Origin of the sequence: Streptomyces sp. NPDC050636 (assembly GCF_040654775.1) — a bacterium.
In the GTDB taxonomy this organism is placed as follows: Bacteria; Actinomycetota; Actinomycetes; order Streptomycetales; family Streptomycetaceae; genus Streptomyces.
In genome coordinates, this window is sequence record NZ_JBFAIP010000019.1 from 24223 (window position 1) to 36821 (window position 12599).

The following is a 12599-nucleotide window of genomic DNA, read 5'->3' on the forward strand; positions in this document are numbered from 1 at the left end:
CGTCCCCGCAGTCGCGCGCCTGGACCCTTCAGGCGCGCGTGACGGCTGCCCGGACGCCGTACGCCGCGGCCCCCGCGGCGAGGACCGCGGCGCCGGAGATGACGGAGGCCGGCGGCAGGGCGAAGGCCAGCGCCGTGCAGCCGGCCAGGCCGACGACGGGGACGATGCGGGGCGGGCGCTTCTCGGCCGCCGTGAGGGTGAGGGCCGAGGCGTTGGCGATGGCGTAGTAGGCCAGCACGCCGAAGGAGGAGAAGCCGATCGCCGCGCGCAGGTCCGTGGTCGCGGCGAGGACGGCGACCGCGGTGCCGACCGCGAGTTCGGCCCGGTGGGGGACGTGGAAGCGGGGGTGGACGGCGGCCAGCGCCGCCGGCAGATGACGGTCGCGGGCCATCGCCAGGGTGGTGCGCGAGACGCCGAGGATCAGCGCGAGCAGCGAGCCCAGGGCGGCCACCGCGGCCCCGGCGCGCACCACCGGGGCCAGACCCGGGGCGCCCGCGGCGCGTACCGCGTCGGCCAGCGGTGCCGAGGCGTCGGCGAGCCGGCCGGGGCCGAGCACGGCCAGCACCGCGACGGCGACCGCCCCGTAGACCGCCAGAGTGATGCCCAGGGCGAGCGGGATCGCACGGGGAATGGTGCGCTCGGGGTCGCGGACCTCCTCGCCGAGGGTGGCGATCCGGGCGTACCCGGCGAACGCGAAGAACAGCAGCGCGGCCGCCTGGAGCACCCCGCCGGCGGTGGCGTCGGCGCCGATGTCCAGCCGTACGGCTCGGGCGGTTCCGCCGGTCAGGCAGGCGGTGAGCACCGCGGCGAGCACCGCGAGGACGACCGCGACGATGGCCCGGGTGAGCCAGGCGGACTTCTGCACCCCGGCGTAGTTCACCGCGGTCAGCGCCACCACGGCGGCGACCGCCACCGTATGCGCCTGACCGGGCCATACGTAGGAGCCGACGGTGAGGGCCATCGCCGCACAGGACGCGGTCTTGCCGACGACGAAGCCCCAGCCGGCCAGGTAGCCCCAGAACGCGCCGAGCCGTTCGCGGCCGTAGACGTAGGTGCCGCCGGAGGCCGGATAGCGGGCCGCGAGCCGCGCCGAGGACGTCGCATTGCAGTACGCCACCACCGCCGCGACGGCCAGACCGAGCAGCAGCCCCGAGCCCGCGGCGCCGGCGGCCGGCGCCAGCGCGGCGAAGACACCGGCGCCGATCATGGATCCCAGGCCGATCGTCACGGCGTCGAACACGCCCAGGCGCCGCTTCAGTTCGCCGGTGCCCGCCGGGGTCGCCGCGTTCATCGCCCGCTCCTTCACGATCCGCCGTTCGCCGTTCGCCGTTCGTCGTGTTCGTGACCGTATCCGCGATCGGTGTCGTTGATGCGTGGTCGTGGTCGCGGTCGCAGTCCCGCTCTCCGGGATGCTCGATCCCCGGTCCCGCCACGGGCGCCCGCCCGGACTTCCCACGGCTTACGCCGAAACTCCAGCGTCCAGTTCACCCGGATTTCACCCTGTGTCGACAGTCCCGTTGCCGACACGAAAACGGGGCATGTCCGGTGCCTTGACGGTCAGTTGGGCACTCCTTATGGTCGCCGCAGGACAGAGGACATCCTACGTCCGGCCGTTGGGGGTGACCCGTGGCGTACGAGAGCTCAGTGCCGTACCGGGCCGGGACGGAGGGGTACGCGAGTTTCCGGATCCCGGCCGTCGTACGGGCGCGCTCCGGGGCCGTCCTCGCCTTCGCCGAGGGCCGGGTCGCCTCGGCCGCCGACCACGGCGATATCGACATCGTCCTCAAACGCTCCGACGACGGCGGCCGCACCTGGGGCCCGCTCCACGTCGTCGCCCGCAACGGCACCGGCACCGCCGGAAATCCGGCGCCCGTCGTCCTGACCGGCGGCCGGGTGCTGCTGCTCCAGGTTCACAGCGCCGCCGACGCCACCGAGGACCGCATCCGCCGCGGCCAGGTCTCCGCCGCCGACGGCCGGCGCGTCTGGATCCAGCACAGCGACGACGACGGCACGAGCTGGAGCCCGCCCCGCGAGATCACCGGCCAGGCCAAACGACCGGAGTGGCGGTGGTACGCCACCGGGCCCGGCCATGCGCTGCGGCTGCACCACGGCCCGTACGCCGGACGGCTCGTCGTCCCCGCCAACCACTCCACCCCGCCGACCGACCCCGCAGACACCGGCACCGAATTCCGCTACAACGGCGGACACGCACTCCTCAGCGACGACGACGGCGCCACCTGGCGGATCGGCTACACCGACAGCGACACCGACCGCTCCGTCGCCCCCAACGAGACCACCGCCGCCGAACTCCCCGGCGGCAGCCTCTACCTGAGCACCCGCACGGAAACCGCCGCGGCCTGGCACCGCGCCGACGCCGTCTCGACGGACGGCGGCGAGCGCCTCGCCGCCCCCTTCCGGCCGCAGGCGGGCCTGGCCGGACCGGTCTGCCAGGGCAGCGTGCTGCACCTCGGCGACCGCGACGAACTGCTCCACTCCGGGCCCGCCCACCCAGCCGCCCGCGCCCTGATGACCGTACGCACCAGCCGCGACGGCGGCCTGACCTGGCGGACCGCGCACACCGTCTCCGGGCTGCCCGCCGCCTACTCCGACCTCGTACGCCTCGACCGCGCGCACGTCGGACTGCTCTACGAGACGGGCGACTTCAGCGCCTACTCGACGATCACCTTCCGCCGCATCCCCGTGGAGGAGCCGGATGACCAGCAACGACATGCCGCCGATGCACCGTAGAACGGTCCTGGGCGGGGCGGCCGCCGTCGCCGCGGGCTTCGCGCTCGCCGGCTGCGGCGACAGCGGCGACGACAACGAAGCTCCCCGGGAGCGCAAGAAGGGGCAGCAGATCAATCTGACGTTCTGGTCCTGGGTGCCGGGCATCGACAAGCCCGTCGACCTGTGGAACGGCAAGCACCCGGATGTCCAGGTCAAGGTCGAGAAGGTGTCGGCTGTCAACGGCGCGCAGTACGCCAAGATGCACGCCGCCATCAAGGCCGGCAACCCGCCCGACCTGGGCCAGATCGAATTCCCCGTCATCCCCAGCTTCCTGCTCGACAACGGACTGCTGGACCTCGCCCCGCTCGGCGCCGCCCGCCACAAGGACAAGTTCTTCGGCTGGCAGTGGCAGCAGTCCGTGTTCGGCAAGGGCATCTACGCCATCCCGCAGGCATCCGGGCCGATGGGCCTGTTCATCCGCCAGGACCTCTTCGACAAGTGGGACGTCGAGACCCCTCGGACCTGGGACGACTACGAGGCCGCCGCCAGAACCATCCGCAAGAAGGGCGCCTGGATCGAGACCTTCGCGCCCACCAACGGCAACCGCTTCGCCGGGCTCGCCTGGCAGGCCGGCGCCAAGTGGTACGCCAACAGCGGCGACACCTGGATCGTCCACATCGACGACGAACCCACTCGTAAGGTCGCCGACTACTGGGAATCACTGGTCAAGCAGAAACTGGTCAAGACCATCCCTGACCGGCAGAACGCCTGGTACAAGGACCTGCAGACCGGCGCCATCCCCGCCTGGGTGGGCGCCAGTTGGGGCGATGCGCTGCTGACCGGCAACGCGCCCGGCACCAAGGGCAATTGGCGGGCCGCGCCGCTGCCCCAGTGGCAGGCGGGCGACAAGGAGTACGCCAACTGGGGCGGCTCGACCACCGCCGTCTTCGCCAAGGCGAGCTACCCCAAGGACGCCCTCGACTTCGCCGTCTGGCTCAACACCGACCCCGAATCCATCGCGCTGCTCATCGACGGCGGCTACGGCTTCCCCAGCGCCAAGAAGGGCTACGCCACCGGCGACCTCGACGTCGACAAGGACTTCTTCGGCGGCCAGGCGTACAGCAAGATCTTCGCGGACGCCGGGGCACACGTCGACACCAGCTGGCGGTGGGGACCCGGCGTCGACACCCTCTACCAGCGGCTCGGCGACGCCTTCACCGACGCGCTCGGCGACGGCGGCTCCTTCCGCTCCGTCCTGAAGAAGGTCCAGGGCCAGACGATCTCCGACCTCAAGGGCAAGGGCCTGAAGGTGGAGAGCGGCGGGTGAGCCGGGACACCCTGAGCCGACCGGAGCCGGTCATCCCCAAGCGGCGGGACCCGCAGCGCCGCCCGCGCCGTGCCACGCGCACCGAGGCCCGCAACGCCCGCGCCGCAGCCGGCTTCGTCCTGCCCTTCCTCGCACTCTTCGGCCTCTGCTTCATCGCCCCGATCCTCTACGCCGTCCACCAGAGCCTGCAGAGGACCGAACGCACCGGCCCGCTCGGCCTCGGCGGCGAGGAACGCGAGGTCTTCGCCGGCCTCGCCAACTACGCGCACGCGCTCGCCGACGACCGGTTCCTGACCGGCTTCGGCCGGGTGCTGCTCTTCGGCGCCGTCCAGATCCCGCTGATGATCGTGCTCGCGACCGCCCTCGCGCTGCTCCTGGAGAGTGCCGGCGCCCGCGGCATCACCTTCTTCCGCAGCGCCTTCTTCCTCCCCTACGGCGTGCCCGGCGTCATCGCCTCGATCCTGTGGGGATTCCTGTACGTCCCCGGCATCAGCCCCCTGGTGGAGGTCGCCGATTCGGTCGGCTGGGACGTCGACTTCCTCTCCCGCGGCACCGTCCTGTGGTCCATCGCCAACATCGTCACCTGGCAGTTCACCGGCTACAACATGCTGGTACTGATCGCCCAGCTCAAGTCCGTGCCGGAGGAGCTGTACGAGGCCGCGCGGATCGACGGCGCGAACGCCTGGCAGGTCGCCCGGCACATCAAACTCCCGCTCATCCGGCCCGCCCTCGTCCTCACCACCGTCTTCAGCATCATCGGCACCCTCCAACTGTTCGCGGAACCGATGGTGCTGCGGCCGCTCGCCTCGTCCATCGACTCCGGATTCACCCCCAATCTGCACGCCTACAGCGAGGCGTTCGTCGGCAACAACCAGCATGTGGCGGCGGCGGAGGCGGTACTGCTCGCGCTGGTGGCGTGCGTGCTGTCCTTCGGCTTTCTGCGGCTGGTCGGCCGGCGGGGGAAGGAGCAGAGATGACCCGGCCCCCGGTCCGCTACCGGATCATCACCGCCTCGCTGCTGACCATCGCCGCGATCTACTTCCTGGTGCCCGTCTACTGGCTGATCGTCTCGGCCACCAAGAGCAGCGCCGACCTCTTCGGCACATTCGGCTTCTGGTTCTCCGACCACCCGCGCCCCGTCGGCCACCTCATCGACGTCCTCACCTACGACCACGGCATCTACGTCCGCTGGTTCGGCAACTCCCTGCTCTACGCGGGGATCGGTGCGGTCTGCGCGACCCTGCTGTCCGCCGCGGCCGGCTATGCGCTGGCCAAATTCCCGTTCCGGGGCCGAGAGGCGATCTTCAATCTCGTCCTCGCCGGCGTCCTGATCCCCGGCACCGCACTCGCCCTGCCCCTCTACTTCCTCTTCAGCTCGATGGGCCTGTCCAACACCTACTGGGCGGTGCTGATCCCCAGCGTGGTCAGCCCCTTCGGCGTCTACCTGTGCCGGATCTACGCGGCCGCCGCCGTCCCCGACTCACTCCTGGAGGCGGCCCGGATCGACGGCGCGGGCGAGGCACGGATCTTCGCCGGACTCGGCCTGCGGCTGATGACCCCCGCACTGGTCACCGTCTTCCTGTTCCAGTTCGTGCACATCTGGAACAACTACTTCCTGCCACTGGTCATGCTCGCTGACTCCGACCTGTATCCGATCCAGCTGGGGCTGACCAGTTGGACGGGCTACGCGGACCGGCAGCCGGTGCTTTACCAGTACACGGTGGGTGGTGCGTTCCTGTCCGTGGTGCCGCTGATGGTGCTGATGACGGTGCTCCAGCGGTACTGGCGCACGGGACTCACGGAGGGCAGCGTCAAGGCGTGACGGGGTCTGCTGCGGCGGCATGACCTGCCCTTCGCCGCGGCGTGACAGGATCGCTGTCATGACTACTCCTGACGATGCCCAGTCCGAAAACGTCGCGACCCGTGTGAAGGCCGCCCTCAAGCGCGACCCCTGGGACCTCCCGGACGTCTCCGGCCTGGTGGTCGGCGTCCTCGGCGGCACCGGCGACCAGGGCCGCGGCCTGGCCTACCGGTTCGCCAAGGCCGGCCAGAAGGTGATCATCGGCTCCCGGGCGGCCGAGCGCGCGCGGGCCGCCGCGGAGGACCCCCAGCTGAGCAGTCTGGGCGTCGAGGGCGTGGAGAACGCCGAGTGCGCACGGCGCAGCGATGTCGTGATCATCGCGGTGCCCTGGGAAGGCCACGCCAAGACCCTGGAGGCGCTCCGCGAGGAGCTGGCCGGCAAGCTCGTCATCGACTGCGTGAACCCGCTCGGCTTCGACAAGAAGGGCGCCTTCGCACTCAAGCCGGAGGAGGGCAGCGCCGCCGAGCAGGCCGCCGCGCTGCTGCCGGAGTCGCGGGTCACCGCCGCTTTCCACCACCTCTCGGCGGTGCTGCTGCAGGACCCGGACACCGCGGAGATCGACACCGATGTGATGGTCCTCGGCGAGGCACGCGCCGACACGGACATCGTCCAGGCACTGGCCGCCCGCATCCCCGGCATGCGTGGCGTCTTCGCCGGCCGCCTGCGCAACGCCCACCAGGTCGAGTCGCTGGTCGCCAACCTGATCTCGGTCAACCGCCGCTACAAGGCCCACGCGGGGCTGCGGGTCACGGACGTGTGAGGCCGGTTGCGGCGGGGGGTGGGGAGGATCGTCGGGACTCGCCCTCCGGGGGACCAGGCCTGTCCGATGGGTCAGGGTCGGACAGGCCCTGGCCCTCTGCACGGCCCCGCGGCGACCGTATGCGCCGATGACGGGCGCGCGCGGGGTATGGGGGACACTGGGGAGGACCGCACCACTCCCGACAGGAGCCGACTCCCATGCCCTCCGCCACCTCCAGCCCGGTCCCGCGCCTCGCCCTCTGGGCGGGCGTCGTGTGCGTCCTTGCCGTCGCCGCGGCCGTCGTCTCGTTCGTGCAGGGCAGCTGGCTCGGCGTGGTCTGGATCCTGATGGCCGGTATGTCCAGCAACATGGCGTGGTTCTACCTGCGCAAGGCGAAGCTGGAGCGCGCGGCGCGGGCGGAGCGCACCGCGGCCGCGGGCTGAGGCTGCGGCCGCCGAGCCGGTCGTCCGCTCAGAACAGCCCGCCCACCGGCGGAACCTGCGGCTCGCCCTGCCAGAAGCGGAAGTACTCCTGGCCCCAGTACGTGTCCCAGTTGGAGATGCCCATGCCGCGCAGGATTGCGTCCACCGCGCTGAAGAAGACGTGGTTGATCTCCGGCACCCACAGCAGTCCGAAAACCGCCAGCAGCCCGAACGGTGCGAACGGCTCGACCTGGCGCCGGAAGCCGTGTGGCAGCCAGGGCTCGATCACGCCGTAGCCGTCCAGTCCCGGAACCGGCAGGAAATTCAGGATCGCGGCGGTGACCTGCAGCAGCGCCAGGAACGCCAGCGCGTACCGGAACGGGTCCGGCACCCCGGACATCTGCTTCAGCCAGAACGGCGCCGTCATGACGATGGCGAACAGCACATTCGTCAGCGGCCCGGCCGCCGAGATCAGGCTGTGCCGCCAGCGCCCCTTGATCCGGCCGCGCTCGATGAACACCGCGCCGCCCGGCAGCCCGATTCCGCCCATGATGACGAAGATCACCGGCAGGATGATGCTGAGCAGTGCATGGGTGTATTTGAGCGGGTTGAGGGTCAGGTAGCCCTTGTCGCCGACCGAGAGGTCGCCGCTGTGCAGCGCGGTGCGGGCGTGCGCGTATTCGTGCAGGCAGAGTGACACCACCCAGCCGGACACCACGAACAGGAAGACCGCGAAGCCGGTGCTCGCGGCGATCTGCCGGCTCCAGACGGCCCATGCGGACACCCCCATGACGGCGACGAGCGCGAGGAAGACCGGGCTGATGCGGCGGTCGGCGCGCGGGAATGCTGTGGTCATGGTGCGGGGCTCCCGGGGGTCGCGTGGTGGGCAGTCATGACCGTATCCGCGGTACGGCGGCCGGCGCACGGGCCCGTCGGGAATCGCGGCGACGGGATGCGGTGACGGGATGCAGTGACGGGGGCGCGGCGATGGGTTTCGGCGATGGGGCGCGGCAATGGGACGTACCGGCCTGTGCACCCGGATCTGCCCATCCTGACCTGCCCATCAGCCCCGTCCTCGGAAAACGACGAGCGGCACCCGGTGACTTCCAGGCAAGCTGGACTCGGGAGCGGTGGGCCACGGGGTGTCGTCATGGCCCGATGCCCGCCCCCGGGCAGGGGTTCCGGGGCGCCCCGCCCCACATCGGGGTTTTATCAGGGACATGAGGAGTGTGAGCGGAGCGTGGGCAGCGCGGCCGTGAACGACAATGGCTCGGTGCGCTACGGAATTCTCGGCACCACCCAAGCCGGCCGGGCCGACGGCACCCCCGTCGCCCTCGGCGGCGCACGCCTGCGTGCCCTGCTTGCCGCGCTCGCGCTGCGGCCGGGGCGGGCGCTGACGTCCGACGCGCTGATCGCCGACATCTGGGGCATGAACCCGCCCACCGACGCGGCCGGGGCCCTGCAGGCGCTGGTCGGCAGGCTGCGCCGGGCCCTGGGGCACGGCGCGGTCGCCTCCGTCGACGGCGGCTACCGGCTGTGCGCCGAGCCCGACGCCGTCGACCTGCACCGCTTCGAGCAGCTCGCGGCGGAGGGCGGCCGGGCGCTCGCCGATGCGGATCCGGCCCGCGCCGCCGCCCTCCTCGACGACGCGCTGGCGCTCTGGCGCGGCCCGGCCCTCGCCGACCTGCCCGACGCAAGCGTGGAGGCGGCCCGCGCCGAGAGCCGCCGGCTGGACGCCCGGCGCACCCGCCTCGCCGCCGACCTCGCCCTCGGCCGGGCCGGCCAGGCGCTGCCCACCCTCGTCGCCCTGTGCCAGGACCACCCCCTCGACGAGCCGCTCCAGGCGCTGCGCCTGCGCGCCCTGCGCGACGCGGGCCGCAGCGCCGAGGCGCTCGCCGCCTACGAGGAGATACGCACCGGCCTCGCCGACCGCCTCGGCGCCGACCCCGGCCCGGAGCTCCGCGCCCTGCACAAGGAGCTGCTGCGGCACACCGCCATCGGCGCCCCGGAGCCCGCCGTGCGCCCCGCGCTACCGCCCCTCGTCCCGCGCACCGCCGCCCGCCCCGGCAACCTCCGGGCCCGCCTCACCTCCTTCGTCGGACGGGACACCGACCTCGAAGGGCTCCGTGCCGACCTCGCCGAGCACCGGCTGGTGACGCTGCTGGGCCCCGGCGGCGCCGGCAAGACCCGGCTGTCGCAGGAGGGCGCCGAGGCAGCCGCGGCCGCCCTGCCGGACGCCTGGCCGCACGGCGTATGGCTGGCGGAGCTGGCGCCGCTGGACGATCCGCAGACCGTTCCCGAAGCGGTGCTCACCACGCTCGGCGCCCGCGAGACCGTCGTCCGCGCCACCACCGCCGAGGGCCTGCGCGCCGCCACCGACCCCACCGGACTGGACCCGCTCGCCCGGCTCGCCGAGCTGTGTGCCGGCCGCCGGATGCTGCTCGTCCTCGACAACTGCGAGCATGTGATCGGCGCCGCCGCCGAACTCGCGGAGCGGCTGCTGGCCGAATGCCCCGGTGTCACGGTGCTCGCGACGAGCCGTGAGCCGCTGGCCATACCGGGCGAGGTGCTGCGCCCCGTCGAGCCGCTGCCCGACCCGGTCGCGCTGCGGCTGCTCGCCGACCGCGGGGCCGCCGCCCGCCCCGGCTTCCGCGTCGAGGGGGACGATGCAGCCGATGGAACCGCGGCTGCCTGCGCCGAGATCTGCCGCCGCCTGGACGGCCTGCCGCTCGCCATCGAACTCGCCGCCGCCCGGCTGCGGTTGCTCTCCCCGCGGCAGCTCGCCGACCGGCTGGACGACCGCTTCCGGCTGCTGACCAGTGGTAGCCGCACCGTGCTGCCCCGGCAGCAGACGCTGCGCGCGGTCGTCGACTGGTCGTGGGACCTGACGGACGAGCCGGAGCGCGCCGTGCTGCGCCGGCTGTCCGTGTTCGCCGGTGGCTGCGATCTGGGTGCGGCGGAGGAGGTGTGCGCGGGCGACGGCGTCGACGGGCGCGATGTGGCCGGGCTGCTCGGCGCGCTGATCGACAAGTCGCTGGTGGTGGCGGCGCCGGCGCCCGACGGGCAGATGCGCTACCGGCTGCTGGAGACGGTGGGGGAGTACGCGGGCGAGCGGCTGGACGAGGCCGGTGAACGCGCCGCCGCCGAACGCCGCCACCTCGTCACGTACCGCGAACTGGCCCGTACCGCCGACCCGTTGCTGCGTGGCCCCGGTCAGCGTGCCTGGTCGGAGCGGCTGGAGCTGGAACACGACAATCTGCGGACCGCGCTGCGCCGCGCCATCGCCGCCCGCGACGAGCACGAGGCGCTGTGCCTGGTGCTGTCCCTCCAGTGGTTCTGGTCGCTGCGCGACCACCGCAGCGATGCCCGCCACTGGTCGGAAGCGGCCGGTGCGCTCGGCCCCAACCCGTTTCTGCCGCCCGTCAAACCCGCCCCCGACCTGTATGAACGGCCCATCGACCGGCCGCCGCCCATGGACCCCGAACAGCTCCAGGAGGCCCGCCGCGAGGTCCGGCTGGTCACCCTGGCCAGCATGGACGGCGACATGCAGGCGCTGCGGGATCCGGGGATGCAGGAGGAGCTGGCGGGGATCCTTGAGGCCTACCGCTCCGGGCTGCCGCAGACCTGCAAGGTGCCCGGCATGATGTGGTTCTACGCGGTGATGATCACCGGGCGGTACGAGGACCTGGCGGATCTGGTCGACACGGCGGTGGTCGCCTGCCGGGACCTCGGTTACGACTGGGAGCTCGCCTTCGTCCTGCAGCTGCGCTCCAAGATCCTCAACGACCGTCCCGGCGGGCTGGAGCAGGCGACCCTGGACGCCGACGAATCGCTGCGGATCTTCGTCCGGCTCGGCGATGCGTGGGGCGCGGCCGAGGCGCTCTCCGGCCGAGGCGAAGCCCGCGAGAAGCGCGGTGAGTACCAGCTCGCCGCGCAGGACTACCGCGCGGCGATGGTCCACGCCGAGGATCTGGGCGCACACGGCCAGACCCTGCTGCTGCGCACCCGGCTCGGCGGCGTGCTCATCGAGGACGGCCAGGAGGAGACCGGCGAGCGGATGCTGCGCGAGGTGCTGGCGGCCGCCAAGGATCAGAACAGTGGGCGCGACGCGGTGCCCTTCGCGCGTATGCAGCTCGCGATGTGGCTGTCGGTCTCGGGGCGTACGCAGGAGGCCCGCGAGGAGCTGTTCGCGGTGCGGGAGGTGTTCGGTCCGCGCGCCCCGGACTTGTTCGCCGGGATCGTGGAGTCGGCGCTGATCTCGCTGGAACTGGACGACGGGCCGGACGACGGGCAGCGCGAGGACCTGCTGCCCCGGTTCCGTGCGGCCGTGGCGCTGATGCGGGATCCGCTGGCGCAGATGGTCGCGCCGGACCTGCCGGTGATCCAACTGCTCACCGGGGCACGGGTGTTGATGGCTGTCCAGGGCGAGCCCGGCGCACGGTCCGCGGCGCGGCTGGTGGGGGCGTACGACGCGCTGCGGGTGCTGTCGCACGTAGCGGTCCTGATCGTGCGCGACGACCGGGCGCGTACCGAAGCGGCGGCGCGGGCGGTGCTGGGCGACGCGGAGTACGAGCGCGAGTACGCCGAAGGCGGTGACCTCTCGATCGAAGAGGCCACCGCCCTCATCTGACGCGAGCCGGGCGAAGGCTGTCACTCCCGGGGGCCATGCCGGCCCCCGGGCGCGTCAGGTCTTGTTGCGGAACTTCCGGACCGCGAGCGGCATGGTCACGGCCGTGATGGCGACCGCCCAGGCCAGGGTGACCAGCGTCGGGTGCGCCACCGCACCGTGGCCGTCGATCAGAGCGCGGGCCGCGTCCGCCAGCTGGGAGAGCGGATTGACCTCGGTGAAGCTCTGCAGCCAGCCGGGCATCTTCGTCGTCGGCGTGAAGATCGACGAGCCGAACTGCAGCGGCATCAGCACCAGCATCGCCACGCCCTGGACCGCCTGCGGGGTCTTCATGGAGAGCCCCAGCAGGATGAATATCCACATCAGGGCGGCGCCGAAGACCGTGGACAGCACGATCGCGGCGGCGAATTCGAGCATGTTGCCCTTGATCTCCAGGCCCAGCAGAAAGCCCATGCCGAGCAGGATCGCGGTGGCGATCAGCATCCGGCCGATCTCGACGACGATCTTGGCTATCAGGACCGAGGACCGGGCTATCGGCATGGTCCGGAAGCGGTCCATGACGCCCTTGCGGAAGTCCTCGTTGACGCCCGTGCCCACCGCCATCGCGATGTTCATGCCCATCATGGCCATCATGCCGGGCACCAGATGCTGGACGTATGCGTCCTGATTGCCCTTGCCGGCGATCTGGCCGCCGAAGACATAGGTGAACAGCAGGATGAAGATGATCGGCATCAGCAGGGCGTCGAACATCGACTCCGGGTCCTGCTTGATCTGCAAGGCGTTGCGCCGCACCAGGGCGCCGATATGCCGCACATTGGCGCGGACGCCGATCCGGCCCTCGTCGGCACCCGGCTTCACCCGTGGCGCCGTCATCGTCACGGCACTCATGCTGACAC

The 12599-nt window shown here is 72.0% G+C and carries 10 protein-coding genes; 7 read left to right on the plus strand and 3 right to left on the minus strand.

Annotated features, from left to right (window positions below; all coding sequences use genetic code 11):
• Positions 1-28 precede the first annotated feature (28 nt).
• A complete protein-coding gene (locus AB0I10_RS17340; protein WP_363153314.1) occupies positions 29-1291 on the minus strand; it encodes an APC family permease in 1263 nt (420 codons plus the stop codon).
• Positions 1292-1626: 335 nt separating this feature from the next.
• Here AB0I10_RS17340 and AB0I10_RS17345 point away from each other — a divergent pair, with 335 nt between their 5' ends.
• The 6 genes from AB0I10_RS17345 (at position 1627) to AB0I10_RS17370 (ending at position 7097) form a co-directional block, all read left to right on the plus strand.
• A complete protein-coding gene (locus tag AB0I10_RS17345; protein ID WP_363153315.1) occupies positions 1627-2748 on the plus strand; it encodes a sialidase family protein in 1122 nt (373 codons plus the stop codon).
• Positions 2714-4054 (plus strand): sugar ABC transporter substrate-binding protein, encoded by a 1341-nt coding sequence (locus AB0I10_RS17350; RefSeq protein ID WP_363153316.1) that lies wholly within the window; start codon positions 2714-2716, stop codon positions 4052-4054. The genes AB0I10_RS17345 and AB0I10_RS17350 overlap by 35 nt, the downstream gene beginning before the upstream one ends.
• Complete coding sequence (locus AB0I10_RS17355; protein ID WP_363153317.1) at positions 4051-5031, plus strand: sugar ABC transporter permease; 981 nt, start codon at positions 4051-4053, stop codon at positions 5029-5031. The genes AB0I10_RS17350 and AB0I10_RS17355 overlap by 4 nt, the downstream gene beginning before the upstream one ends.
• A complete protein-coding gene (locus tag AB0I10_RS17360; RefSeq protein ID WP_363153318.1) occupies positions 5028-5876 on the plus strand; it encodes a carbohydrate ABC transporter permease in 849 nt (282 codons plus the stop codon). The genes AB0I10_RS17355 and AB0I10_RS17360 overlap by 4 nt, the downstream gene beginning before the upstream one ends.
• A 19-nt stretch (positions 5877-5895) precedes the next feature.
• The gene (gene npdG / locus AB0I10_RS17365; RefSeq protein ID WP_363153319.1) at positions 5896-6675 is read left to right on the plus strand and encodes an NADPH-dependent F420 reductase; all 780 of its coding nucleotides are present in this window, start codon (positions 5896-5898) and stop codon (positions 6673-6675) included.
• Between the two features lie 197 nt (positions 6676-6872).
• A complete protein-coding gene (locus AB0I10_RS17370) occupies positions 6873-7097 on the plus strand; it encodes a hypothetical protein (RefSeq protein ID WP_363153320.1) in 225 nt (74 codons plus the stop codon).
• A 28-nt stretch (positions 7098-7125) separates the two neighbouring features.
• On the opposite strand, the gene AB0I10_RS17375 is transcribed toward AB0I10_RS17370, so the two are convergent.
• Positions 7126-7932 (minus strand): site-2 protease family protein, encoded by an 807-nt coding sequence (locus AB0I10_RS17375; protein WP_363153321.1) that lies wholly within the window; start codon positions 7930-7932, stop codon positions 7126-7128.
• Positions 7933-8349: 417 nt separating this feature from the next.
• Between AB0I10_RS17375 and AB0I10_RS17380 the strand changes: the two genes are divergently transcribed.
• The gene (locus tag AB0I10_RS17380; protein WP_363153378.1) at positions 8350-11706 is read left to right on the plus strand and encodes a BTAD domain-containing putative transcriptional regulator; all 3357 of its coding nucleotides are present in this window, start codon (positions 8350-8352) and stop codon (positions 11704-11706) included.
• A gap of 54 nt (positions 11707-11760) precedes the next feature.
• Here the strand turns inward: AB0I10_RS17380 and AB0I10_RS17385 are convergent, their stop codons facing one another.
• A complete protein-coding gene (locus tag AB0I10_RS17385; protein ID WP_363153322.1) occupies positions 11761-12591 on the minus strand; it encodes an ABC transporter permease in 831 nt (276 codons plus the stop codon).
• Between the last annotated feature and the right edge of the window lie 8 nt (positions 12592-12599).